25 protein-coding genes are annotated in these 24320 nt (G+C 40.7%); 9 read left to right on the top strand and 16 right to left on the bottom strand.

Features of this window, described 5'->3' with window-relative positions; translation table 11 throughout:
• From H148_RS0105365 to H148_RS0105390, 6 genes are all read right to left on the bottom strand, one after another.
• Positions 1–224, bottom strand: a 224-nt coding sequence (locus H148_RS0105365) for a transposase (protein ID WP_029033401.1), incomplete at its 3' end; no start/stop codon positions are given.
• A 65-nt stretch (positions 225–289) separates the two neighbouring features.
• A complete protein-coding gene (locus H148_RS0105370) occupies positions 290–1285 on the bottom strand; it encodes an NAD(P)H-dependent glycerol-3-phosphate dehydrogenase (protein ID WP_029033886.1) in 996 nt (331 codons plus the stop codon).
• A gap of 251 nt (positions 1286–1536) precedes the next feature.
• Positions 1537–2121, bottom strand: coding sequence for a nicotinate (nicotinamide) nucleotide adenylyltransferase (nadD, locus tag H148_RS0105375; protein WP_029033887.1), 585 nt, complete (start codon positions 2119–2121; stop codon positions 1537–1539).
• Positions 2118–2708, bottom strand: a complete 591-nt coding sequence (gmk, locus tag H148_RS0105380) for a guanylate kinase (RefSeq protein ID WP_029033888.1) — start codon at positions 2706–2708, stop codon at positions 2118–2120. The genes nadD and gmk overlap by 4 nt, the downstream gene beginning before the upstream one ends.
• Positions 2708–3565: a YicC/YloC family endoribonuclease gene (locus H148_RS0105385; RefSeq protein WP_029033889.1), complete on the bottom strand. Its 858-nt coding sequence runs from the start codon at positions 3563–3565 to the stop codon at positions 2708–2710. Before H148_RS0105385 ends, gmk begins: the two co-directional genes overlap by 1 nt.
• A 59-nt stretch (positions 3566–3624) precedes the next feature.
• Entirely contained in the window at positions 3625–4584 is a 960-nt protein-coding gene (locus H148_RS0105390) for a YheT family hydrolase (protein WP_029033890.1), read from the bottom strand.
• Between the two features lie 91 nt (positions 4585–4675).
• On the opposite strand from H148_RS0105390, the gene H148_RS0105395 reads away from it, so the two are divergent.
• Positions 4676–5170 carry an acyl-CoA thioesterase gene (locus H148_RS0105395; RefSeq protein ID WP_029033891.1) on the top strand — a complete coding sequence of 165 codons (495 nt, stop codon included), beginning with the start codon at positions 4676–4678 and terminating at the stop codon, positions 5168–5170.
• Here H148_RS0105395 and H148_RS0105400 read toward each other — a convergent pair.
• From H148_RS0105400 to H148_RS0105410, 3 genes are read right to left on the bottom strand one after another with little or no spacing between them, the layout of a single operon-like run.
• Positions 5154–6047, bottom strand: coding sequence for a DMT family transporter (locus H148_RS0105400; RefSeq protein ID WP_029033892.1), 894 nt, complete (start codon positions 6045–6047; stop codon positions 5154–5156). The genes H148_RS0105395 and H148_RS0105400 overlap by 17 nt on opposite strands.
• Positions 6040–6393, bottom strand: coding sequence for an arsenate reductase family protein (locus tag H148_RS0105405; protein ID WP_029033893.1), 354 nt, complete (start codon positions 6391–6393; stop codon positions 6040–6042). Before H148_RS0105405 ends, H148_RS0105400 begins: the two co-directional genes overlap by 8 nt.
• Before the next feature lie 9 nt (positions 6394–6402).
• Positions 6403–7182, bottom strand: coding sequence for a DUF3298 and DUF4163 domain-containing protein (locus H148_RS0105410; RefSeq protein ID WP_083961585.1), 780 nt, complete (start codon positions 7180–7182; stop codon positions 6403–6405).
• A 95-nt stretch (positions 7183–7277) separates the two neighbouring features.
• Between H148_RS0105410 and H148_RS0105415 the strand changes: the two genes are divergently transcribed.
• Complete coding sequence (locus tag H148_RS0105415; protein ID WP_029033895.1) at positions 7278–8420, top strand: cystathionine gamma-synthase; 1143 nt, start codon at positions 7278–7280, stop codon at positions 8418–8420.
• 59 nt (positions 8421–8479) lie between these two features.
• Here H148_RS0105415 and H148_RS0105420 read toward each other — a convergent pair whose 3' ends face one another.
• Entirely contained in the window at positions 8480–9256 is a 777-nt protein-coding gene (locus H148_RS0105420) for a THC0290_0291 family protein (protein WP_029033896.1), read from the bottom strand.
• Between the two features lie 184 nt (positions 9257–9440).
• On the opposite strand from H148_RS0105420, the gene gdhA reads away from it, so the two are divergent.
• The 7 genes from gdhA to H148_RS0105455 all read left to right on the top strand — a co-directional run bounded on the left by gdhA (position 9441) and on the right by H148_RS0105455 (position 19373).
• Entirely contained in the window at positions 9441–10784 is a 1344-nt protein-coding gene (gene gdhA, locus H148_RS0105425) for an NADP-specific glutamate dehydrogenase (RefSeq protein ID WP_029033897.1), read from the top strand.
• Positions 10785–10972: 188 nt separating this feature from the next.
• The gene (gene recO / locus H148_RS0105430) at positions 10973–11692 is read left to right on the top strand and encodes a DNA repair protein RecO (protein WP_029033898.1); all 720 of its coding nucleotides are present in this window, start codon (positions 10973–10975) and stop codon (positions 11690–11692) included.
• Complete coding sequence (locus H148_RS0105435) at positions 11692–14094, top strand: TonB-dependent receptor plug domain-containing protein (RefSeq protein WP_029033899.1); 2403 nt, start codon at positions 11692–11694, stop codon at positions 14092–14094. Before recO ends, H148_RS0105435 begins: the two co-directional genes overlap by 1 nt.
• Positions 14095–14223: 129 nt before the next feature.
• Complete coding sequence (gene ileS / locus H148_RS0105440; RefSeq protein ID WP_029033900.1) at positions 14224–17628, top strand: isoleucine--tRNA ligase; 3405 nt, start codon at positions 14224–14226, stop codon at positions 17626–17628.
• 5 nt (positions 17629–17633) lie between these two features.
• Positions 17634–18017, top strand: coding sequence for a TraR/DksA family transcriptional regulator (locus tag H148_RS0105445; RefSeq protein WP_029033901.1), 384 nt, complete (start codon positions 17634–17636; stop codon positions 18015–18017).
• A 68-nt stretch (positions 18018–18085) separates the two neighbouring features.
• Positions 18086–18706 carry a hypothetical protein gene (locus tag H148_RS0105450; protein ID WP_029033902.1) on the top strand — a complete coding sequence of 207 codons (621 nt, stop codon included), beginning with the start codon at positions 18086–18088 and terminating at the stop codon, positions 18704–18706.
• Between the two features lie 34 nt (positions 18707–18740).
• Positions 18741–19373 (top strand): lipoprotein signal peptidase, encoded by a 633-nt coding sequence (locus tag H148_RS0105455; RefSeq protein WP_029033903.1) that lies wholly within the window; start codon positions 18741–18743, stop codon positions 19371–19373.
• Here H148_RS0105455 and H148_RS0105460 read toward each other — a convergent pair.
• From H148_RS0105460 to H148_RS0105485, 6 genes are read right to left on the bottom strand one after another with little or no spacing between them, the layout of a single operon-like run.
• Positions 19370–19783: a response regulator gene (locus H148_RS0105460; RefSeq protein WP_029033904.1), complete on the bottom strand. Its 414-nt coding sequence runs from the start codon at positions 19781–19783 to the stop codon at positions 19370–19372. The genes H148_RS0105455 and H148_RS0105460 overlap by 4 nt on opposite strands.
• 3 nt (positions 19784–19786) lie before the next feature.
• Positions 19787–21238 carry a sensor histidine kinase gene (locus tag H148_RS0105465; protein ID WP_029033905.1) on the bottom strand — a complete coding sequence of 484 codons (1452 nt, stop codon included), beginning with the start codon at positions 21236–21238 and terminating at the stop codon, positions 19787–19789.
• 47 nt (positions 21239–21285) lie between these two features.
• Positions 21286–21858, bottom strand: a complete 573-nt coding sequence (locus tag H148_RS0105470) for a 5-formyltetrahydrofolate cyclo-ligase (RefSeq protein ID WP_029033906.1) — start codon at positions 21856–21858, stop codon at positions 21286–21288.
• Positions 21833–22834, bottom strand: a complete 1002-nt coding sequence (locus H148_RS0105475) for a succinylglutamate desuccinylase/aspartoacylase family protein (RefSeq protein ID WP_029033907.1) — start codon at positions 22832–22834, stop codon at positions 21833–21835. Before H148_RS0105475 ends, H148_RS0105470 begins: the two co-directional genes overlap by 26 nt.
• A gap of 3 nt (positions 22835–22837) precedes the next feature.
• Positions 22838–23710 carry a 30S ribosomal protein S6--L-glutamate ligase gene (gene rimK, locus H148_RS0105480; RefSeq protein ID WP_029033908.1) on the bottom strand — a complete coding sequence of 291 codons (873 nt, stop codon included), beginning with the start codon at positions 23708–23710 and terminating at the stop codon, positions 22838–22840.
• Positions 23707–24132: an ATP-dependent zinc protease family protein gene (locus H148_RS0105485; protein WP_029033909.1), complete on the bottom strand. Its 426-nt coding sequence runs from the start codon at positions 24130–24132 to the stop codon at positions 23707–23709. The genes rimK and H148_RS0105485 overlap by 4 nt, the downstream gene beginning before the upstream one ends.
• Between the last annotated feature and the right edge of the window lie 188 nt (positions 24133–24320).

Consider the following 24320-nt stretch of genomic DNA (forward strand, 5'->3'; position numbering starts at 1 on the left):
AGAGAAAGGGTGGCATACATTTGCTTGAGTCGACGATTCTCTTCCTCAAGTTCTTTGAGTCGCTTAAGCTCTTTACCATTCATTCCGCTAAAACGCTCTCGCCATTTGTAAAAAGCAGCGGTGCTTACACCATATTCACGACTGATCTCGGCAGCTGTTTTACCGTTATCGAATTCTTTGAGGATCTTAGAGATCTGCTGTGGAGAAAATTTACTTTTTTTCATACTGTTTAAAATTAAGAATTATTCTACTTTTAAACAGTTCGGTTTTAAGGGAAGCTTACACTACCTTAATCTAACTTTTCTGCCAATTTCTTAAATACCTTTTTAGGGTCCTTGCCTTGGTAGAGGATTCCGTTAACGGCATTGATAATAGGGGTCTTCGCACCGGTTTCCTGCACTATTTTAAAAGCACTGTCGGTCGCATAATAACCTTCGGCTACCATGCTCATCTCCATTTGAGCACTTTTTACCGTATAACCTTTCCCTATCATATTCCCAAACATCCTGTTCCGGCTAAAAGTGGAGTATCCTGTTACTAAAAGGTCACCCAGGTAAGCTGAATCATTAATATTGCGTTTCATCTTGTGGACCTTCTTGATGAATTTCTTCATCTCGCGAATTGCATTACTCATTAAGACACTCTGGAAGTTATCGCCATACCCAAGCCCATGGGCAATCCCGGCAGCGATAGCGTAAATATTCTTAAGCATTGCTGCATATTCTGTTCCGACAATGTCGTCACTTGTCTTGCAATTGATGTAATCGCTACTAAGGTACTTTGCCACCAGTGCTGCTTTGTCTTCGTCTGAACATGCAATGGTAAGATAGGAAAGTCGCTCCAGCGCCACTTCCTCGGCATGACACGGTCCTGTGATAACCCCAATGTTCTCGTAAGGGATATTATAGGTTTTATGGAAATGTTCGCCCACTATAAGACTGGTTTCCGGCACAATTCCTTTTATAGCAGAAAAGATGATTTTACCATCCAGAGATTCGGTTAAATTATCCAGTTCTCGTTTAAGAAAAGCAGATGGAATGGCAAAGATCAGGATATCGGCACGTCTTACAGCTTCGTCAATATCGTTGGTAAGATAGAGTTGTGAGTTGTCAAATTCAACCGAACTGAGGTAATTGGGATTGTGTTCCTGTTTCCTTATGTGTTCAATGATATATACACTCCGCATATACCAGGTTACTTCATCGAGGTTTTCACAAAGCATTTTAACATTGGCTGTAGCCCAGCTACCGCCACCAATAACAGCGAATTTTGGCGTTTTCTCCATAGAAGGTCAATTGTACCATCAAAAATAGGGAAAATAAAAAGGTTGTGAAGAATCGCCGCAGCAAAGAAAATTTTAAAAGATTCTTCACCTCCTTCAAATTTTAACAATTGAGTCCAAAAATGAAATAAGATTGGATCAGCAAATTGCGTTATAGAATAACAGAAAATATATTTTCCAGGAGTTAAATTTTTTTGTTGGTTAGTTAGTTAAGAATTACCCCCTGCAAGTTCAAAGCGTCGGGGGTGATTTTTTTAGCGATAAAAATTCATTTCATCAATGTATTTCCAGACGGTGGAAGGTAGCAAAGGCCGCACATCTTTACCTTGCTTTATGGCTTTTCGAATAAATGTGGAAGATATTTCCACTCTTGGAGCATCGGTGAGGGTGATCCCGGGATGATCAAGTAGTTCCGGATGATTTTCACCCTCTGAATATCTCGGGTAAACCAATACATTATGCCTTTCTAGAATGACTTCGTAATTCTTCCACTTTGGAAAACTTTTTAAATTATCTTCTCCCATGATCAGGACAAATTCATGATCAGGGTACTTTTCTTCCAGATGTGCCAAGGTGTATACCGTATAATTCGGCTGCGGAAGCTTAAACTCTATATCGCTCGGTTTTATTCCCGGATATTCTTCGCAAAGTTGCCACACCATTTCAAAACGATGGTGGTTGTTTAGCAGACTGGTTTTCTTCTTGAACGGGTTGTGTGGAGTTACTACCATCCAAACCTCCGTAATATCTGAATATTGTAGCAGGTGGTTGGCCAGGATAAGATGCCCTACATGTACAGGGTTAAAAGTGCCAAAAAACAGACCTATTCTTTTTTTCACCTTTTTGGAACTTTAGCGGCGCCAACAAAATCTGAAACTAAAGCGTACGCTTCTTCCAAAGCAGTGTTCAAATCATTATTAACAATGATATGATCAAATTGAGGTGCTGTGGCCAGTTCGATAGATGCTTTTGCAACTCTCATATTAATCTTATCAGGTGATTCTGTCTCCCGCTTCTTGAGCCGGATCTTTAATTCTTCTATACTCGGAGGTTTCACAAAAACCGCGAGGGTTTTTTCGGGATAGATGTTCTTAATATCGAGACCGCCAACCACATCAATGTCAAAAATGACATTTTTGCCATGTGACCAGATACGCTCCACTTCACTTTTTAAAGTGCCGTAGAAGTTATCTCGATACACTTCCTCCCATTCTAAAAAACTATCATTTTTGATTCGGTCTTTAAATTCCCGAAGGCTCAAAAAATAGTAATCCTTGCCGTGTTCTTCTATGCCCCTTGGCTCTCTTGAGGTTGCGGAAATAGAAAATTCAAGATTGAGCTCTTCCTGGGCAAGCAGATATTTAACAATAGTCGTTTTTCCCGATCCCGATGGTGCCGAAAAGACAATTAATTTCCCGTCTGCCATTACAGTACGTTTAGAAGTTGTTCCTTGATCTTTTCCAACTCGTCTTTCATTTGAACTACCAGTTGCTGCATGGGAGCATAGTTGGATTTGCTTCCTATGGTGTTGATCTCACGACCCATTTCCTGGGAGATAAATGCAAGTTTTTTTCCATTAGAGTCTGAAGATTGAAGTGTCTTCAGAAAGTAGTCCATATGGTTTTCCAGTCTTACTTTTTCTTCAGTAATATCAAACTTTTCAATGTAAAAAATAAGTTCCTGTTCAAAACGGTTCTCATCTACATTTTCCTTTAGTTCGGCAACTCCTTTTTGCAGGCGTTCTCTTACTCCGGCAATTCTTTCAGGATCCATTTCGATCACCTGTCTCAGTAAATTCTGGATATTTTCTGCTCGTTGTTCAAGTTCTTCTTCAAGTGCTTTCCCTTCAGCAGAACGAAAATCGTTGATCTCTCTAAGGGCTTCATCAACTGCTTCTTCAATAGCCTTGAATCCATCCTCGTCAATTTCTTCCCTTTCAGTCTTAAAAGCATCGGGCATGCGCACAGCCATTTGAAGAAGGTCAACATCACTTGCCGGATGAATTTCCCGCAGCTGAGTCATATATTTCTTAATCGCTGCCGAGTTAACTGCCGAGGTAGTCTCTTCTCCCGTAACTTCAACGTATACAGAAAAATCCACTTTTCCGCGGGTAAGTTCCCGGGAGATCTTGTTGCGCAGCTGTAGTTCCTTTTCGCGGTATTGCGAAGGAATACGTGCATTAAGATCCAGGTTTTTGCTGTTAAGGGATTTTATTTCTACGGTGATCTTTTTGGAAGGGAGCTGTAATATACTTTTTCCAAAACCGGTCATTGACTGAATCATGTTGAATTTTTAATGTTTGGCAAAGATAAACAAATTCAGGCCTGTACAAAGAAAAGTGGCTACAGGTGAGCTTCGATGAATTCTAAAGCACGTTCCTCATTGTAGGTTACTGGTTTGTTCTGGACGAACCCGACGTGACCGCCATAATCGGGCATTTCAAGAAATAGATGCCTACTGGCTTGGGCAATATCGACCGGGTAACATTTGGGTGAAAGAAAACCGTCATTCTTGGCATTTATGAGCAGGGTAGGAACCTTTATATTTTTCAGGAACTGGCGAGAACTGTTCTTATTGTAGTAATCCAGGGCATCCTTAAAATCATGAGCCCTGCTGGTGTACAGGTCATCAATATCAAGCAGTCTGTTACAGGCCTTGATCTCTTCTTTTGTTAATTGCTCCGGAAAGGTTTCTGCACGCAGCAGTAAATGATTTCTCAATTTTCTAAGGAAACGTTTAGCGTACAGAAAATTTTCTTTCTTCTGAAGTTGTTTTAAACTGCCATACAAATCACACGGAACCGAAACCATTACTGCCGCTTTTATTTGCTCCGGGATTTCTCTTTTCTCACCCAGAAATTTCAGCATAAGATTACCGCCCAGGCTAAAGCCGTTAAAAGCCATTGTGTCATAGCTTTTTTTTTTCAGAATAAACTCTACAATTTCCTCAAGGTCATCTGTGGCCCCGGCATGATACGACCTGAAACAACGGTTCATTTCTCCGCTGCAACCACGCAGATTCACTGCGGCCACATCCCAGCCGTTAAGGCCGAAATGCCGGGCCAGGCCAGTTACGTAAGGACGCTTTGCGCTGCCTTCAAGGCCGTGGATCACCACAAGAACTTTTTTAGATTCCTCTTTAGCAAAGCTCCAGTCAAGATCTATAAAATCTCCGTCCTGCAAATCTATTCTCTCCCGCTGCTGTTTAACCGGAGCCCGTCTTACCATCGCTGAGTAAACCGTAGAGACATGATAATTCCTGAACATAACAGGAGGGTAATAATTACTTTCTACTAAGGGCATTTTTGTAAAGTAAGGTTAGAAGCAGTAAATGAAAGAAAATTCATTATGCATGCATAATATAAATTTGTAATTTTATCTCAAATTTTTATAAATGTACAAGAAGAATTTCGAAATAAGGTGGAGTGATATTGACGCCAACAGGCATTTGGCCAACACGGCTTACATAAATTTTATGAGTCATACCCGAATGGGTTTTTTAATGGAGAACGGGTTTGGCCAAAAAGAAATGGCACAGCATAACCTGGGACCGGTGGTTTTCTATGAACATATTTATTATTTTAAAGAAGTATTTGCAGGAAAACCTGTAACGGTTACTTTAAGATTAAAAGGTCTTTCTGAAGACGGAATGTATTTTGAATTTGTTCATGATTTTTATGATCACAAGGGTCGAAATTTTGCGAGTTGTGAAATGATGGGCGGCTGGATTGATCTTAAAGAGAGAAAGTTAACAGGTCTTCCAAAGGAGCTGTTCAATAGTCTGGACCACCTCGATCATACCGAAGATTTTAAGGTCCTAACACGGGAGGATACAAGGAAATACGGTAAAATTCCGAAAGATATAGATCCCGCTACGCTACAGGCTTAGGTTTACGGGTCACCATATAAACTCCGGCGAAAACCAGTAGAGCGGCTATAATCTTCAGCATATTAAGCGAATCGGCTCCGGTGGAGACTGCATATGCAATTGCGATCAAAGGTTGTATATAGACAAAAGCACTTATTGTGGAGGCACTCAGCTGCCTGAGAGCATATACGTTCAAAAGGTAAGTTAGAAATGTCGTTCCAAAAACAACAAAGCTCATTCCCAGGATAGCTTCTTGTGGGAGGCTGGTCCAATCTACTTCAGTGAATTCTTTTAGGGTAAAAGGAAGATTAATAAGAACAGCCATTAAAAAAAGCCATTTCATCAAGGTAAAGGGGTGATATTTAGCTGTAAGTGGTTTTACCAGGATCAGGTAAAGTCCGTAGGAAGTGGCGTTCACAAGCACTAGAAGATTTCCCAGCGGGATATTTGGTGCATTTTGGACTTGATTGCTACTAAAGAAGATCAGCCCGAGTGCACCGGCAAGCCCCGTAATTATTCCTAAGGTTTTAAGCAGGGTTATTCTTTCTTTAATAAGAATAGCTGCTAAAACCAGGACAATTATAGGTGTAATTGTGGTAATAACAGAACTGTTAATGGGGGTGGTGAGGCTAAGGCCTTTGAAAAAGAACAACATATTTATACACATTCCCAGAACTGCGCAGCCAAACAACCGGGGCCAGTCACTGGTGGCAACTTTTTCCCTGGGTCCCAAAAAACTAATGAGCCAGAAAAGAATAGCGGCTCCCGTTACCCTTAAGAATATGAATCCGAAGGGCTCTATGTACACGGGCATTAATCCTTTGGCAACGGTATGATTGATGCCATAAATTGTACCTGCTCCAATAGCTGCCAGGATTGCCAGCAGTCTTTTATTCACCTATAGAAGCTTTTGCGGCAGCTACTTCCTTTTTGGAATTGCCAATAAAGATCTTTTGTTCGTTTACAATTACCGGGCGTTTGAGAAAAGTATAGTGCTCTAAAAGGAGATTTTTATAGTCTTCTTCGGAAAGTTGCTTGTTCTTCAGATCCCGCTCTTTATATAATCGTGCCCTTTTACTAAAAAGAGCTTCGTAGGTGCCGGCTCTCTTTTTAAGTTCCTGCAGTTGGTCAATTGTTAGTGGTTCTGTTTTGATATCCTGCAATTCAAAAGAGGCAGAAGGTTCGAGTTCCTTGAGAATTCTTTTACAGGTGTCACAGGTGGATAAATAATAGATCTTTTTCATGCGGTAAAATTATTCAATCCTGATGAAAGGCCGCACTTCCTCCAGCGGAATTTCCATTACAATATCCCCGGCAGCATAAGGTGCGATTTCATACGAATTGTAAACCAGTACCACCTTTTCTTCTGAAAAACCCACATTTTCGGGCAGGCTGAAGGTTTCATTTTCAAACCAGAAACCTGTGCTGTTGATATTCTCATTTTCGGGAATTTCCTGTTCCTGCCTAAATCTCTGCTCAACAAAAGAGATGAAATCATCTTCAAAAATGTCATTTTTGAAGAGTATTTTTCCTGAGGTGGGATCAAAATTGAGGAATGTGAGTGTTTTGTATCCATGAGCACCTCCGGTAAAAATTTCTGTAGTAATTCCTATAGAAACAAGGCTGTCACTTTGCAGGTACACCTTTTCATCTACATACGCTTCCCAGGGTGGTTCTTCTGAAAAATTTTTGGCGGCTTCCCGGTAATCGCTCAGGAATTTTTCAGAAAGCTCTTCAAGGCTGGTAATGCCCGAATTTTCTTGTGTAGAGATGAGTTTGATAATATGTTCATCCAGGTGACTGTTGATCTTTTCTGAAACTCCCGGAACATCGGCAGCCCGAATTACATCGAGGGCAATAATAGAGCAGTCATACGCTGCCGTATCACAGTTTTCTCCCGCTTTTTTGACCAGGCTTTCTTTTTGAAAATTTAAGGAAATTGGTTTTGGTTCTTTCTCTTGCTCTTCTTTGTCTTTTTTGCAACCTGTAAAAATGATTACAAGCATCAAAAGACGTACAATATTGCGGGACATAAGTGGCTATTGTTAAACTGATCTGAAAGGTACGGGCTATTTTGGGAAAGCCCAAAAGCGAATGTTACATTTATATCTTAAATAAAATTTAAAAAATGAAGTTCAACACTAAAACCATTCATGGGGGGCAGCAAAATGTAGATCCTGCATATGGATCGGTGATGCCTCCAATATATCAAACCACTACTTTCAAACAATCTACTCCCGGAGGACACAAAGGATTTGAATATTCCCGAAGCGGAAATCCAACCAGGGCTGCTCTTGAAAGATCTCTTGCCAGTATAGAAAATGGAAATTTCGGCCTGGCTTTTGGCTCCGGTCTTGCCGCTATAGATGCTGTACTTAAATTATTTAAGCCGGGCGATGAGATCCTTTCCACGAACGACCTTTATGGTGGTTCTTACCGGCTCTTCACCGGTATCTTTGCAGACCTGGGAGTAAAATTTCACTTTGTGAGCATGAAGGATGCAATTGATATAGAACAATATATTAATAAGAATACAAAGATGATCTGGGTAGAAACTCCAACTAACCCAATGATGAATATCATAGACATAGAAGCTATGTTTCGTGTCGCTAAAGAATATAATTTGTTGGTCGCAGTAGACAATACCTTCGCCACTCCTTATTTACAACAGCCTCTTGATTTGGGGGCAGATCTGGTGATGTACAGTGCTACTAAATATCTTGGAGGTCACAGTGATGTAGTTATGGGAGGTCTTGTGGTAAAAGATCAGAAACTGGCAGAAAAACTGTACTTCATTCAAAACGCCAGCGGAGCAGTTTGTGGCCCACAGGATAGTTTCCTCGTTTTGCGGGGAATTAAAACTCTACACCTTCGCATGCAGCGGCATTGTGAAAACGGAGAGAAAGTAGCCAGATTTCTTAAAGATCATCCGAGGGTGGATAAGGTATACTGGCCGGGATTTAAAAACCATCCCAATCATAACATTGCCAAAAAACAAATGAATGGTTTCGGCGGAATGGTTTCGTTTACCACAGCTGAAGGAACTTTGGAAAGTGCAGTTTCTTTCGTCGAAAAGATAAAAGTTTTCACCCTTGCAGAATCATTGGGAGGAGTCGAGTCCCTGGCCGGTCATCCTGCGAGTATGACCCACGCGTCTATTCCGAGGGAAGAAAGAGCTAAGACGGGAATTGTCGATTCTATGATAAGGCTTAGTGTGGGAATAGAAGATGAAGAAGATCTAATTAATGACCTTAAGCAGGCATTGGGTTAACGCTTCAAAAAGGAAATTTTTGGAAGCAGCTCTAGAACGAATTCCGTAGCTATTGTAATTTAAAAGTTTAAATAGTAGATATATCCAAAGTTCAGCCAGAACATCATATCGTTAAACTTGTTTTGCGGGTTGTCATGATCTAGCCCGTCCAGCCAATCGGTGTTGTAATATCTCCATTGCATGTTCATTACAAGATCACTGCCAATACTCAGTTTATAACGCATTCCCGCACCTGCAACTATGCTCCAGGTGGTTCCCGGTTCCTGGCTCACATAGCCTTCAAAAGCTGGAAAAATATTATCTTCTAAAGGTCCTAGAGTGGAGTAGGTATATGGATCAAATCCTACAAAATTGAAACCAAGGCTTATATAAGGTGCAACCGGATAGGCGAAGGCGGTATAATCTCTAATGCTTAAAGGATAATATTCCAGGTGGGCACCAACCTCAAAGGCACTAACCTTTCCAATCATTCCCCGAAGCTGTTCCCCTCTTGTGTTTTCTTTTTGGGCAATTGGACCATAATGATTTAGTTCTCCCTCGTGATAATCCACTTCGGCTCTGACTCTAAAATGATCGTTAAAAAATGAGTACCGGGCATAACAGTCGCAATCAGCTTTATAGGCAAAGTTGAGATAATAGACTAAACCCACGCCAGTTCCTATGTTCGAGGAATTGGTCTTTAAATTCCAACGTAAACCATAATCTGTAAAATAGGCCACAGGACCGGCAACAATACCAATTTCCTGGCCCACCATACCAACCTGTGCAGAAGCATTTCCTTTTCCGAAGAAAAAAAGCAGGAATCCCAGCATTAATGTTTTGAAAATGTTGGTCATATAGAAAAATCCAATCTGAGCAAATATATAAAAACATCCCAAAGAAACTGGGAATTATGGCCCTTGCAGAAAATGATTAATTATAAAAGGAATAACAAAAATTTTAAGGCTAAAATTTGCAGATAATGTATATTTGCAGGGAATCGTAAAAAAACGTTTTCGTTAAAATAATTTAGCTAAAACCATGGAAAAAAATGTACAAGAATTTTTAGATAGCGTTTCAAAACGTAACACCAATGAGCCCGAATTTTTACAGGCGGTTCATGAGGTTGCTGAAACAGTTATTCCTTTCATTGAAAAAAATAAAAAATATCAGAATAAAAAGTTGCTGGAGCGAATGGTAGAACCGGAACGTGTGATCATGTTTCGTGTGCCGTGGATAGACGACAACGGTGAGGTGCAGGTGAACCGCGGCTTCAGGATTCAGATGAATTCTGCCATCGGCCCATACAAAGGCGGATTGCGTTTTCACCCATCAGTAAACCTTTCTATTCTTAAATTCCTTGCTTTTGAGCAGGTATTCAAAAATAGCCTTACAACCCTGCCAATGGGTGGTGGTAAAGGAGGATCTGATTTTGATCCAAAAGGAAAATCAGATAACGAGGTTATGAAATTCTGTCAAAGTTTTATGACCGAGCTGCAGCGCCATATTGGAGCTGATACAGATGTACCTGCGGGAGATATTGGAGTTGGAGGCCGGGAGGTAGGATTCCTTTATGGACAGTACAAAAGGCTTCGAAATGAATTTACCGGAGTACTTACCGGAAAAGGTCGTTCTTACGGAGGATCATTGATTCGTCCTGAGGCTACCGGTTACGGAAATGTTTATTTTACAGAAAACATGCTGAAGACCAAAGGAGATTCTATAAAAGGAAAAATTGTTGTGGTTTCAGGTTCCGGAAATGTGGCGCAGTACGCAGCCGAGAAAGCTACCGAACTAGGTGGTAAAGTGGTGACCATGTCCGATTCCTCGGGATACATCTACGACGAGACCGGAATCGATGCCGGTAAGCTCTCCTTTATAATGGATCTTAAAAATGTGAAGAGAGGCAGGATCAAGGAATATCTTAATGAATATCCGGATGCTAAATATTTCGAAGGAAAGACTCCATGGGATGTGAAGTGCGATATAGCACTGCCGTGTGCGACTCAAAACGAGTTGCTTGAAGATGATGCGAGAGCTCTTGTGAAAAATGGCTGTAAAGTTGTTGGTGAAGGTGCGAATATGCCTTGTACCCCCGAAGCTATTGCAGTGTTCCAGGAGGCTAAGATCCTTTTCTCTCCGGGGAAAGCTTCAAATGCCGGTGGAGTAGCGACTTCAGGATTGGAGATGTCTCAGAACTCAATGCGATACAACTGGACTTCTGAAGAAGTTGATTCCAAGTTGAAGCAGATCATGAATGATATTCACGAGCAATGCGTGGAATACGGTAAGGAAGAAGATGGTTATGTTGATTACGTAAAGGGAGCCAACATCGCCGGATTCGTTAAAGTTGCCGATGCGATGCTTGCACAGGGAGTAGTATAATCTCCTGCTGAAATCTAATTTGGAGAAGCCGCAGTTTTGCGGCTTTTTCTTTTTTTGGCTTACATTTATTGCTTCGAAAGATTACCTGCTTAAAATGCCTTTTTTGACAAATAAGTCTTCAGGAATATTACTGCTTAAAATGTCATTTTTAAAAGATATTTTTTCAGAAGAAAAAATCTCACTATTGAATGTTGATCACCACCAAAGGAATTGTCTTTAGTGCCTTAAGATACGGAGAAGCCGATTTGATCGTGAAATGCTTCACCCAAAAAAGTGGGTTAAAAACGTATCTGCTTCGCGGGGTGCTTAAATCGAGGAAAGGTAAGCTCAAAGCCTCCCTTTTTCAGCCGTTAAGTCAGCTGGAGATCGTGGCAAATCATAAAGACAAGGGTACTTTGGAGTATATGAAGGAAGCCAAACTGACAAAACCGTACCAGAGCTTACATACCCATGTTATAAAATCTACAGTTGTAATGTTTCTTTCTGAAGTGCTTCGGAATGCTGTAAAAGAAGAGGAAGCAAATCCGGCACTATATGATTATGTCGAGGCTAGTCTGGAATGGTTTGATTCCCACGAAAAAACAGTCAATTTTCATTTACTTTTCCTACTGAAGCTTACCCGGTATTTAGGTTTTTATCCCGATGATTCTCAGCAAGATGCACCTGTTTTTAACCTTATCGACGGAACTTTTCAGGATGTGGAAACCAACCTCGACTGCATAAACGATGAAAATGTTGTTCTTTTGCAGCGGCTATTGGGCACAGAGTTTGATGATCTCTCTTCCTTAAAACTTAACCAGACAGCACGATCGGGATTTTTACTTATGCTTTTGAAATATTTTGAAATTCATCTTCAGGGTTTTCATAAACCTAAATCCCTCGCGGTTCTAAACGAAATTTTCACTTAATGCGACTTCTTGCCGGTCTAATCCTTTTCCTGCTGTTTTCAGTTTCTTCGGCCCAGGAGATTGTGGTTCTTGACAAGGAAACAGGACAGCCGATTTTTAATGTGGCTGTTTATAACAAGGATAAGTCAAAAAGTCTGCTTACTGGTTTTGATGGCGAAGCAAATCTTTCAGTTTTTGCCTCTGACGAAATTATTTTTTTCAGGCATATTGCCCATGCGGAATTTCATGCTACGAAGAAACAGATCCTTGTGAAGGGAAGCAAAGTTTATCTTTTACCAACTAAAAATGAATTAACCGAAGTTGTACTTTCTGTTTCAAAATTTGAGCAGAAAAGAAATCGGGTTCCCCAAAAGGTGGTGACTATTAATCAAAAGGAAATTCTTACCTCAAACCCACAAACATCGGCCGATCTTCTGGAGAGTACAGGACAGGTTTACGTTCAGAAAAGTCAGCTTGGCGGCGGAAGTCCGATGATAAGAGGCTTTGCAACCAACAGGTTGTTGATTACAGTGGACGGAGTACGTATGAATACAGCTATTTTTAGAGGAGGAAATGTGCAGAATGTAATTTCAATAGATCCCCTTTCGGTAGAGAGAACTGAAGTTGTTTTAGGTCCAGGTTCAATTATTTTTGGAAGTGACGCCATTGGGGGTGTGATTAATTTTTTCACTTTAACTCCGGCATTTTCAGTGGCCGAAGGAGGAAATTTTTCAGGTAGAGCTTATACTCGTTATGCTACTGCCAATGAAGAAAAAACCGGGCATTTTGATATTTCTTACGGCAGTAAGGAATGGGCTTTTTTAACCAGTGCATCATATTCAGGCTTTGAAGATATGCGAATGGGCAGCCATGGACCGGAAGAATACCTGCGGCCGTATTATGCAGTGCGAAGAGACGGGCAGGATTTTATGGTGGAGAATAAGAATCCGAAAATTCAGAAGCCTACGGGATATGAACAACTCAACCTGCTTCAAAAAGTACTGTTCCAGCCCTCAGAAGAATATAATCTTTCCCTCGGAATAATTTACTCAACAACATCAGACTTTCCCCGGTACGACCGACTTTACCGTGAGCGCGGAGGAGTTTTACGTGGAGCCGAATGGTACTACGGTCCGCAGGAGTGGGTACAAACAAATTTGCAGGTGGACAAGGTGGGGAATGGTGATGTTTATGATGAAGCAAAATTCAGCCTTGCTTATCAATATTTTGAAGAGAGCCGCAATGACCGCAATTTTGGGGAGGAGATCCTGTACCACACAAAAGAGCAGGTGGATGCGTATTCGATGAACCTGGATTTTGAAAAGGCCTTTTCAGAAATTATTTTATTTTACGGAGGGGAATACGTGTTCAACGAAGTGAATTCCACTGGAAGGGAAACGAATATTACAACCGGTGAGACCTTTCAGGGAACTTCAAGATATCCCGATGATGCTAGCTGGCAATCCCTGGCAGCGTATGGAAACCTTCAATGGGAATTGGATCCTTCCCTCACCATCCAATCTGGTGCCCGATATAATTACATTCTTCTTGATGCTGTGTTTGATGAGGCTCTTTATGATTTTCCTTTTTCAGATGCAAATATCCGTACAGGAGCTTTAACAGGAAGCGCCGGATTAAACTGGCAGCAAAATGCCATTTTTGGATGGCAATTTAATTTATCGACTGCCTTTAGAGCACCTAATATTGATGATGTGGGGAAAATATTTGATTCGGCCCCTGGTCTTGTTGTGGTGCCAAATCCCAACCTCAAGCCCGAAAAGGCCTATAATGCTGAACTTGGTCTTCGGCTTAATTTTGATCGTGTTGTGCAGGTGGACCTTGCGGGTTACTATACCCTTCTTGAGGACGCGTTGGTGAGAAGAGATTTTAATCTTGACGGGAAAACGACTATTGAATATAGGGGGGAGCCAAGTAACGTACAGGCTATACAAAATACAGCTAAGGCCCGTGTTTATGGATTTGAAGCAGGTGCAAAAATACGATTTACAGAGCAGCTGAAGCTAACTTCGCGAATAAGCCTCACCGAAGGTGAAGAGGAGCAGGAGGACGGCACTACAGCACCTTTACGGCATGCGGCGCCCTTCTTTGGGAATGTCCATCTTGTTTGGCAAAACAGTGATCTAAGGTTTGATCTTTTTACCGAATATAACGGTGAAATTAGTGCTGAAGAGTTAGCACCTTCAGAGAGAGACAAGGCTTACCTTTATGCGATAGATGAAAACGGGAATCCCTACTCTCCCGAATGGTACACGCTTAATTTCAGTTCTCAGTATCAGCTTGGAAAAATGTGGTTGCTTACTGCCAGTCTGGAGAATATTACTGATCAGCGGTACCGCACCTACTCCTCCGGGATAGCCGCTGCAGGCCGCAATCTGATCCTCGCCCTGCAGTACTCCTTTTAAGGTATTATCAACGTAGTAAGGCTCTTATATCTGATTAATATCAGGAGGCGTTCAGGTTTTCCTGTTTTAAACCCTGCGATTTATTAAAAATCATTATTTTCGCGCAACTATTTTTCAAAGAACAAGATGATGAGTGCAAAGTTCCCTGAGTATAAAGGACTTGACCTGCCAAAAGTGGCTGAAGAAATTCTGCATTTTTGGAAGGAAAATGATGTTTTTGAGAAGAGTGTGACCTCGAGGGAAGGGAAGGATCCATTTGTCTTTTTTGAAGGTCCACCTTCTGCAAATGGTCTTCCGGGAATTCACCACGTGATGGCACGAGCCATCAAGGATATTTTTTGTCGGTTCAAAACGCAAAAAGGTTACCAGGTAAAGCGTAAAGCCGGCTGGGATACTCACGGGCTTCCAATTGAGTTGGGCGTAGAGAAGGAACTGGGCATCACCAAAGAAGATATTGGTAAGAAAATAAGTGTAGAGGAATATAACGAAGCATGTAAAAATGCCGTGATGCGCTACACCGATGTATGGAATGACCTTACCGAAAAAATGGGATATTGGGTGGATATGGACGACCCATATATTACCTATAAATCCAAATACATGGAAACTGTGTGGTGGCTGCTTTCCCAGATTTACAAAAAAGGTTTAATTTATAAAGGCTATACAATTCAGCCATATTCGCCTAAAGCAGGAACCGGGCTAAGTTCTCACGAGCTAAATCAACCCGGAACTTATCAGGACGTGACCGACACTACAGTCACTGCCATGTTCAAAGCGAAAAAGGAAACACTGCCTGAATTTCTTTCTGAAATGGAAGGCGAATTGTTTTTTATCGCATGGACAACCACCCCCTGGACGTTACCTTCTAATACAGCTTTAACAGTGGGGCCGAAGATTGAATATGTAACTGTTAAGACTTACAACCAGTATACTTTCGACCCTATAACTGTAATAGTAGCAAAAGAACTGGCAGAAAAGCAATTTGACAAGAAGTTCCAAAAAGTAAATTCTGAGGAAGCTTTAAAATCTTATAAACAGGGAGACAAAAAGATCCCATATTGGATAGGTGAATCTTTCTCCGGGAAGGATATTGTGGAGAGCAGATACGAACAGGTAATTCCTTATGTTAAACCACATGAGCATCCTGAAAATGCATTTAGAGTAATTGCAGGGGATTTTGTAACTACAGAAGATGGTACCGGTATCGTACATACCTCTCCAACTTTTGGTGCAGATGATGCCATGGTTGCAAAACAAGCCAGTCCTGAAGTACCACCAATGTTGGTAAAGGATGAGAATGACAACCTGGTTCCGCTAGTGGACTTGCAGGGGAGATTCAGACCCGAATTAAAGGAATTTGGAGGCAAATACGTAAAGAACGAATATTATGATGATGGCAAAGCACCCGAAAAATCTGTTGATGTAGAGATTGCCATCAAGCTGAAGGAAGACAATCGGGCTTTTAAGGTTGAGAAATACCTGCACAGCTATCCCAACTGCTGGAGAACCGATAAACCTATATTATACTATCCGTTAGATTCGTGGTTCATTAAGGTAACCGATTTTAAGGATCGCATGCATGAACTGAACCAACAGATTAACTGGAAACCAAAATCTACCGGAGAAGGACGTTTTGGGAATTGGTTGGCCAATGCAAATGACTGGAATCTTTCAAGATCAAGATATTGGGGAATCCCATTGCCAATTTGGAGAACAGAAGACGGTAAGGAAGAAAAGATAATGGGTTCTATTGAGGAACTTAAGGAGGAGATGGCGAAGGCTGTAGATGCCGGAGTTATGAAAGCAGATCTTTTTGCTGAATTTGAACCCGGGGATTTCAGTGATGAAAACTATGATAAAGTGGACCTGCACAAAAATGTAGTAGATGAGATCATTTTGGTTTCAGCTTCAGGAAAACCTATGAAGCGGGAGGCCGATCTTATTGATGTTTGGTTTGATTCAGGCTCCATGCCATATTCGCAGTGGCATTATCCTTTTGAAAATGCCGAAAAAGTTGAGAAAACCTGGAGAAAAGCCGATTTCATAGCCGAGGGCGTTGACCAGACGAGAGGTTGGTTCTATACGCTTCACGCTATTGCTACCATGACCTTTGATGATGTAGCTTACAAAAATGTAGTTTCTAACGGGCTAGTGCTTGACAAGAACGGACAAAAAATGTCCAAGCGTCTTGGAAACGCTGTAGATCCCTTTGAAACCCTGGCCGCTTTTGGACCCGATGCCACCCGCTGGTACATGATCTCCAATGCAAATCCATGGGATAACTTAAAATTTGATATTGAAGGAATTTCAGAAGTGAGACGAAAGTTTTTCGGAACATTATATAACACTTATTCTTTCTTTTCACTTTACGCAAATATTGACAACTTCACCTATTCTGAAGCCGATGTGCCATTAGAGGAAAGGCCTGAAATTGACCGGTGGATACTTTCTGAACTTCACACCTTAATTGAAAAGGTGGATAGTTTTTATGCAGATTATGAACCTACAAAGGCTACACGGGCAATTTCAGAATTTGTTCAGGAGAATTTGAGCAACTGGTATGTGAGACTATGTCGCCGTAGATTCTGGAAAGGGGAATATGGGCAGGATAAAATTTCTGCTTATCAAACCCTTTACACCTGCCTTGAAACAGTTGCGAAATTAGGAGCTCCGGTTGCACCATTTTTTATGGACCGGTTGTACAAAGATCTTGAAAAGGCCACTAAAAAGGAAGATTTCGAATCAGTTCATTTGGCTAATTTTCCTGAGGCAGATGAAAAATTCGTAGACAAAGAACTTGAGCGCCAAATGCAAAAGGCACAGACGGTTTCTTCTTTGGTTCTTTCCCTGAGGAAAAAAGAGATGATCAAAGTAAGGCAACCCCTTCAAAGAGTTATGATCCCTGTGCTGGATGAACAGCAGAAGAAAGAGATCGAAGCCGTGGCAGATCTTATCAAGTCTGAAGTCAATGTGAAGGAACTGGAATTGATCGATGATGCTTCAGGTATTCTTGTGAAACAGATCAAGCCGAATTTTAAGGTTCTTGGTCCGCGGTTTGGTAAGGACATGAAAGTTATAGCCGGAAAAATCAATGATTTTTCAGCAGAAGATATTCAGAAAATGGAGCAGAACGGTGAAATTCAGATAGATATTAACGGGAAAATGCTTACATTAGAAAGCGGTGATGTAGAGATCACTTCCCAGGATATAGAAGGTTGGCTCGTTGCTAATTCAGGAAATATCACAGTTGCCCTGGATATTAAGATTTCAGATGATCTTAAAAAAGAAGGTATTGCTAGAGAATTGGTGAACAGGATTCAGAACATTAGAAAAGATTCGGGATTTGAAGTAACCGATAAAATAGATGTGACCCTACAAAAGGACGGCACTGTCGAGGAGGCTGTTCAACAAAATATAGAATATATTAAAACCGAAACCCTCACTGCCAATCTCGACTTAGCAGAAGAAGTGAACAACGGACTGGAAGTTTCTTTTGATGAAGTAACCACAAGGTTGTTAATTAAAAAACATTAAGAACTATGTCAACAGAAGTAAAAGAACGCTACAGCGATGCAGAGCTGGCGGAATTCAGGACATTGATCCTTGCCAAGATCGAAAAGGCGAAGGAACAGCTGGATCTTTACAAAAGCGCCTACATGAATAACGGGAACAACGGTACAGATGATACCTCTCCTACGTTCAAAGCTTTTGAAGAAGGCAGCGAGACAATGAGTAAAGAGGCAAATTCGCAGCTAGCGATACGCCAGGAAAAATTCATTCGTGATCTTAGAAACGCCCTTGTGCGTATTGAAAGTAAAACCTATGGAATTTGTAGGGTAACCGGAAAATTAATTGCCAAAGAGCGTTTAAAATTGGTTCCCCATGCTACCCTTAGCATCGAGGCCAAGAACATGCAACGCTAGATTTAAAAATCAGTTATTAAAAAGCGCTCCTGCCTTTGGTTTGGAGCGTTTTTTGTTTTCCTGCAGCTATGAAGTCTTACCTCCTTTCTTTTTTCCTAATATGTTTTCTATCGGCAAGTGCCCAGAAGGTTACGCATGATTTAATTAGTGCAGCCAGGATAGAAAAAATCGTATTTTCCGGAGATGAGATCTTTAAGATAAGTATTGGTACCGGTCTTGAAAAAAAGGTTGTGATCACCACCCGTACCGAGGGAGAATACTTCAATGTTATTAGTCTGGATGCAGATCTTCAAAATCAGACATTATTCCTCACTTCCCGCTACAGAAAGGTTCTGCAAAACGGCTATGATAAATTAAGTACTCATAAAGTAATTTCCATGGAAGTCGAACTGGAGATACCCGAAGGAATGGTGGTAGAAATTATTTCAAATCTTGCTTCGGTTTATATTTCAGGAGCATATGATGCAGTACTTGTTGAGTTGAAGAATGGATCCTGTTATTTGAAAGATTTCACTGGAAATGCTGTCATTAATACTTTTGATGGCAATATTTTGGGAACTGCTAACAGGATAGATTTACAAGCTGCCTCAAGACATGGAACTGTAGAAGTACCACAAACAATCAAAGGAAATAATAAAATGGAATTAACCAGTATCCATGGAGACATAAAGATCACCGAAACTAAATAATATTAGTATTTTTGCCCAGTTCAAATTATTCTCAATGTCCTTAAAGAAAGCTTCTCTCATAATAATCCTCATCCTGATCATTGATCAGGTTTCGAAATTTTACATTAAAACTAATTTTGTTCTGGGAGAGGAGATTCATGTTTTTGACTGGTTTAGAATTTTATTTATTGAGAATGAAGGGATGGCCTGGGGTGCAAAGATCCCGGGACAATATGGAAAATTGCTGCTTACCAGCTTTAGACTTATTGCAATAGTGGGAATTGGATACTGGTTGTGGGATTCTGTTAGAAAGAATGGCGCTCCTGTTCTAATCGTGGCGATCTCCTTTATTTTCGCAGGTGCTTTCGGAAATATTATTGATTCGGTTTTTTACGGAGAAATTTTTAATCACAGTTATAACCAGGTCGCGACTTTTCTTCCTGAAGAAGGAGGATATGGTACACTGATGCACGGTAAGGTAGTAGACATGTTATATTTCCCATTATGGTCGGGTTATCTACCGGAGTGGCTGCCGTTTTGGGGAGGGGATTATTTTACCTTTTTTGAGCCGGTATTTAATGTGGCCGATTCGGCTATTACTACCGGGGTGGCTCTTCTTTTGATCTTCAGTAAAAAGGCTTTTCCGGAGGATGAAAAGCAAAGGAAAACTGAAAAAGCAGAAAATTAAGCTACGTCTTTTTCAAAGATTTTTTCGAATCTTTTCAGCTCAATTGGTTTGATAAGATAATCTGTAACCAAATTGAAAGATTTCGCACGTTCAAGATCCCTCGGATCAATGGATGAACTTACCACGTAAAGAGTTATCTTTTTATTAAAGTTATTTTTAATCTTCACGAATTCGCTTAGAAACTCCCAACCGTCCATTACCGGCATATTCAGGTCAAGAAAAATGATATCGGGCAGGCGTTCTTCATTTATGTTTCCCAGAATCGCTTTGAAATAATCAAGCGCTTCTTTGCCATTTTTGAAGATAATAAGATTTTGAGAAAGTTTTTTGATCTCAATGATCTTCTTTACCAGATTGACATAGATCTTGTCATCGTCTATAATACAAGCAAGCTCTATTGGGTGATCCATGAATCAGAATTTAATTTTAAATGTGGTGCCAATATTTACTGTGCTGGTGACCGAAATGGTTCCTCCCATGGTCTCAACCTGATTTTTAGTTATAAAGAGGCCAATTCCATTTGCTTCGGGATGGCTGTGAAACGTTTTATACATTCCAAACATTTTATCCCCATGTTCGTCAAGGTCGATTCCCATACCATTATCACTTACCTCCAGATAACTCTCTCCGTGCTCCTTGTAGGTCTGGATAAAAATTACCGGTTTTCTACCTTTAAATTTGTATTTAATGGCGTTTGTAATCAAATTTAATAAAATACTCTCCAGATACTCAGAAATGTAGTTTATTTCGTTCAATGCATCAAATTCGGCGATGATCTCCGCATTTTCCCTCTTGATTAGGGAAGAAGTAGATGCAATGACTACTTCAAGAGCATCTTTAAATTTCACAAGTTGCCTTTCCTTTTTTAGATTATTTTGCCGGGTAACAATTTCATTGAGGTCACTAATGGCTTCCTCCAGGTTTTCAGAAACGTCATTTACGTTGAGGAGCAGGTCCAGTTTATCTTCAGCGGTTCTTGCCTCTCCAAGGAGTTGAGAAATTAGACTCAAATTACTGCTGTGGGAGCGTAGCTGATGGGAAACTATATGCGCAAAATTGAAAAGTCTTGAATTCTGGGAAGCTATAATATCAAGGGAATTCTGAAGATTTAACTCATTGGTTTTTTGCTCATCAATATCCTGATACACTCCCCTGATCCCAACAATTTCCTGATCATTATTATAAACCGGTTTACCAGTGGCCCTTACCCAAAACTCCCTGTTGTGAAGGGTGCGCATTCTAATTTCCGTTTTAAAGGGAATACCGAATTTCGAACACTTTTTGAGCATATCCTCCACTTTCTGGTGGTGATCTTCGGCATAAAATCTAAGTTTGTCCTGGGGATTTGGTTCGTAATCCATAGGGCAGTCCAGAATCTTTTTTGTGACATTATCCCAATATACCGCATTGGTTGTAACATCCAGATACCAACCTCCTGTAGAAGTCATCTCTGCAGTTTCACGATAATAGAAGAAATTTTCTTCTATTGTGTATTCATCACGTTTTGCCTGATGAATATTAACAAACAAGAGGACAGCAGCATCTGCCATACCTTTATCTCTGCTCTTCAAATTTCGGCATTCGAACCAACGATATTTCCCATTCTCTAGTTTAAGACGGACTTCTGTAGTAAATGGTTTGTGATAGGTGGTAAGATTTTCAAAATGTTCCCTAAAGTCGTAACGGTAATCCTTGTGCAGGATATTATTCAGAAAAAATTCAAATTTATTACTTCCGGTGTCGGGATCTCCTATAAGAAAATTGAAGTGAGGAGACCAGGAAATTTCTTTCGTAAGGAGGTTGATCTTCCAGTAAGCAACATCAAAGTCTTCTAAAATACTGTTTAGCTGGAGGTCGTTAAGCATTAAAATCCCAAGTTGAATTGATTAAAAGTAGTTGAAAACCTGTTGGTTTACAAATTTTTGAAATTATATATTTTTTCAGGAGTGACGCAGTAATCAAGTGGAATATCATGTTCATTTATTTCTGTGATCTCTTCTTCCGCAGGAAAAAGAGATAATCCTACTTTCACCACCTCTTTGGCACACCTTGTAAGAAACCTGTCATAAAAACCTTTTCCATAGCCTATCCTGTTCCCCTTTTCATCAAAAACCAGCAGCGGGATAAAAACTACTTCAATTTTTGACGCCGGAATCTCGATCCCGTCTACAGGCTCTGGTATGCCCCAGTCGTTTACTTTTATAATACTGGAATCTGTAAGTAAATAATTTGTAAGGGAGCCGCTCTCAAAATTGGATTTTGACAGCACTATATTTTTATCTTTTCCCTGCAGGATATGTAAAATTGCCTGAGTGTCCACTTCGTTTTTTTCTGAAATACTCAGGAAGAGATGATAGTAGGAATGTTCCCAAATTGGTAAATTTAAAATGTTGTTGGCGATTTCCAAACTACCTTCTTCAACATCATCTGGAGTGAGTACTTCTCTTAATCTTTTATATTTAAGCCGAAGCTGCTTCTTGTTCATAAGTTTCTTTTGAAAGGGAAATATGGAATATCGCGTCCCCCTGGTAAACTATAGGGGATTCATTCACATTGATAATATAGCCGGCATATGGAGCCTTAACTTTATGCCGCAGTTTTCCATAAGGATCTGTAATTGTAGCAATATATTCTCCTTTTTCGACATGTTTCCCGCACGGGATCTTCACGTGTAGAAGTCCGCTGTACTTTGCGCGCATCCAGTTGCTATATTCGATAATGATAGTTTCCCCTGTAGCATCGGGAACATCAAATTTTGGTTTAAGCATTTCGAAGTGGGCGAGTATTCGCATTACACCTTCCACCCCATGTTTTGCTACACTTTTATTACTGTCCCGGGATTTTCCACCTTCAAAAAGTAAAACCGGTTTCCCCTGTTTTGCACAGGTTTCTCTGTAGGATTTAGTAATTGTTTTGGAAATAATTGTAAATGGAGCATTAAAGATTTTTGCATAATGCATGGCCATCTCTTCTCCTTTTTTAATTCGAATCTGGGGTGCATTGAAACGACTGGCACCTCCTGTATGAAAGTCCATACAAAAATCGGCTACAGGAAGAATTTTTTGTACAAACTGGTAGGCAAAACGACTGGCTAAAGAGCCATTTTTAGTACCGGGAAACACCCGGTTAAGGTCCCGGCCATCGGGAAACTCGCGGGACATATTAAGAAAACCAAAGACGTTGAGAATCGGAATACATATAACTGTCCCTCTTGCCGGTTTGTTGATCTCCTTTACAATAAGCTGGCGAACAACTTCGACCCCATTGATTTCATCGCCATGAATACCTGCCGTTACGAGTACTACTGGCCCCGGTTTTTTTGATCTTTCTATGATAATTGGCACTTCCACATTTGTGGTGGTATAAAGCTTGGCCATATTGAAGTTGATGGTTGCGCCTTTACCGGGAGGAACTTTTTTGCCTAAGATCTCAAGAACATTGTTCTCATCTATAGATGCCATATACTAAACGTTTCGTTCAATATAACGAATTATGGTTTTAGCAATGTCTTTCCCGGTTGCCTGCTCAATTCCTTCCAGGCCCGGAGAAGAATTCACCTCAAGTATCAACGGCCCGCGGGAGCTCTGGAGCATGTCAACACCTGCCACTCCCAGTCCCATGGATTTAGCGGCTTTTATAGCAGCATTTTCTTCATCATCTGTAAGCTGAATAATACTTGCTGTACCGCCCCGGTGAAGGTTAGAACGGAATTCCCCTTCTTTTCCCTGCCTTTTCATTGCTCCTACCACATGGCCATCAACCACAAATGCTCGTATATCGGCACCGCCGGCTTCTTTAATAAATTCCTGCACGATAACCCTCGCCTGGAGACCGTTAAAAGCTTCAATTACAGATTCGGCTGCATTTTTAGTTTCGGCAAGTACTACTCCTAGGCCCTGTGTTCCTTCGAGAAGTTTAATGATTAAAGGTGCTCCGCCCACGTGGTCTATCACCTCGCCGACGTCTTTCGAGTAATTAGTAAAAACTGTTTTAGGAAGTCCCAGTCGGGCACGGGAAAGAACCTGTAAGCTTCTTAATTTATCCCGGCTCCTTACAAGGGATTGAGATTCTGTTGTCGAAAATACTCCCATCATTTCGAACTGGCGAACTACCGCAGTTCCGTAGAACGTAACTGACGCTCCAATCCTGGGGATAACGGCATCGGCATCTTCAATATGTCTTCCCCTGTAGTAAATGCTGGGATGTTTTTTCTCAATGATGAGGTCACATTTGAGAGGATCAATCACCTCTACATCGTGATGTCTTTTTTTTGCCGCCTCAATAAGTCGCTGAGTTGAATAAAGGCTGCTGTTCCTGGAAAGGATCTTTATATTCATTCTTGTTTTTTCTTAAAAGAGAGATCGTAATATTCTGTATCAACGATAAATTTTCTTGTTATAAATTTTCGGCCCAAAAGCACCGGAAATCTCATCTCCTGCCGGGCAGAAAGAGAGAGAGAAATTTTTCGCGTTTTGCCAAATAATGTTATTGTAGTTTGGATTTGATAACGCTTCTGGACAATACCATTGCTACTTTTTACGAATACTACATCGTAATCCTTGAACCTGTACGTCCTCCCATTATACAGAGGGTGTTCCTCATCTAAAAAGGTGCATTTTAGCATTCCTTTTTCTTCAACTATGTGGTCGCAGTGAATGGAGGAGGTGTAGGCTCCTGTATCTATTTTGATAGCTATGTCTTCCAGGTGCAGGTCGGGAAAATCTGCTTTATCAAAACGGCCAATGGTAACTTTTTCCATGCCCGCAAGGTACTAAAAGCAGATTTTTAATATCTTAACTATTTCTGAAAATATATTGTGCTGAAAATGAGAAATCTCCTTCAGTTTTTTGCCATTTTTGATACCCCTGCTTCAGAATTTTTTTAACTCAGCTGCTTCTGAAGCATCCGGTTCTCTCTAAAGTGATAGAAAGTGAGATATCCCGTAAA

Source organism: Salinimicrobium terrae DSM 17865 (assembly GCF_000424665.1).
Classification (GTDB): Bacteria; Bacteroidota; Bacteroidia; order Flavobacteriales; family Flavobacteriaceae; genus Salinimicrobium; species Salinimicrobium terrae.

What these genes read in the sequence shown, in the direction of transcription:
- H148_RS0105455 (WP_029033903.1), top strand. Translation starts at nt 18,741, where the DNA reads ATGTCCTTAAAGAAAGCTTCTCTCATAATAATCCTCATCCTGATCATT.
- H148_RS0105450 (WP_029033902.1), top strand. Translation starts at nt 18,086, where the DNA reads ATGAAGTCTTACCTCCTTTCTTTTTTCCTAATATGTTTTCTATCGGCA.
- H148_RS0105420 (WP_029033896.1), bottom strand. Translation starts at nt 9,256, where the DNA reads ATGACCAACATTTTCAAAACATTAATGCTGGGATTCCTGCTTTTTTTC.
- H148_RS0105385 (WP_029033889.1), bottom strand. Translation starts at nt 3,565, where the DNA reads ATGATTCAGTCAATGACCGGTTTTGGAAAAAGTATATTACAGCTCCCT.
- H148_RS0105470 (WP_029033906.1), bottom strand. Translation starts at nt 21,858, where the DNA reads ATGAACAAGAAGCAGCTTCGGCTTAAATATAAAAGATTAAGAGAAGTA.
- recO (WP_029033898.1), top strand. Translation starts at nt 10,973, where the DNA reads ATGTTGATCACCACCAAAGGAATTGTCTTTAGTGCCTTAAGATACGGA.
- H148_RS0105485 (WP_029033909.1), bottom strand. Translation starts at nt 24,132, where the DNA reads ATGGAAAAAGTTACCATTGGCCGTTTTGATAAAGCAGATTTTCCCGAC.
- gmk (WP_029033888.1), bottom strand. Translation starts at nt 2,708, where the DNA reads ATGGCAGACGGGAAATTAATTGTCTTTTCGGCACCATCGGGATCGGGA.
- H148_RS0105415 (WP_029033895.1), top strand. Translation starts at nt 7,278, where the DNA reads ATGAAGTTCAACACTAAAACCATTCATGGGGGGCAGCAAAATGTAGAT.
- H148_RS0105475 (WP_029033907.1), bottom strand. Translation starts at nt 22,834, where the DNA reads ATGGCATCTATAGATGAGAACAATGTTCTTGAGATCTTAGGCAAAAAA.
- gdhA (WP_029033897.1), top strand. Translation starts at nt 9,441, where the DNA reads ATGGAAAAAAATGTACAAGAATTTTTAGATAGCGTTTCAAAACGTAAC.
- ileS (WP_029033900.1), top strand. Translation starts at nt 14,224, where the DNA reads ATGAGTGCAAAGTTCCCTGAGTATAAAGGACTTGACCTGCCAAAAGTG.
- H148_RS0105390 (WP_029033890.1), bottom strand. Translation starts at nt 4,584, where the DNA reads ATGCCCTTAGTAGAAAGTAATTATTACCCTCCTGTTATGTTCAGGAAT.
- H148_RS0105460 (WP_029033904.1), bottom strand. Translation starts at nt 19,783, where the DNA reads ATGGATCACCCAATAGAGCTTGCTTGTATTATAGACGATGACAAGATC.
- H148_RS0105445 (WP_029033901.1), top strand. Translation starts at nt 17,634, where the DNA reads ATGTCAACAGAAGTAAAAGAACGCTACAGCGATGCAGAGCTGGCGGAA.
- H148_RS0105410 (WP_083961585.1), bottom strand. Translation starts at nt 7,182, where the DNA reads ATGTCCCGCAATATTGTACGTCTTTTGATGCTTGTAATCATTTTTACA.
- H148_RS0105370 (WP_029033886.1), bottom strand. Translation starts at nt 1,285, where the DNA reads ATGGAGAAAACGCCAAAATTCGCTGTTATTGGTGGCGGTAGCTGGGCT.
- H148_RS0105395 (WP_029033891.1), top strand. Translation starts at nt 4,676, where the DNA reads ATGTACAAGAAGAATTTCGAAATAAGGTGGAGTGATATTGACGCCAAC.
- rimK (WP_029033908.1), bottom strand. Translation starts at nt 23,710, where the DNA reads ATGAATATAAAGATCCTTTCCAGGAACAGCAGCCTTTATTCAACTCAG.
- H148_RS0105465 (WP_029033905.1), bottom strand. Translation starts at nt 21,238, where the DNA reads ATGCTTAACGACCTCCAGCTAAACAGTATTTTAGAAGACTTTGATGTT.
- H148_RS0105405 (WP_029033893.1), bottom strand. Translation starts at nt 6,393, where the DNA reads ATGAAAAAGATCTATTATTTATCCACCTGTGACACCTGTAAAAGAATT.
- H148_RS0105435 (WP_029033899.1), top strand. Translation starts at nt 11,692, where the DNA reads ATGCGACTTCTTGCCGGTCTAATCCTTTTCCTGCTGTTTTCAGTTTCT.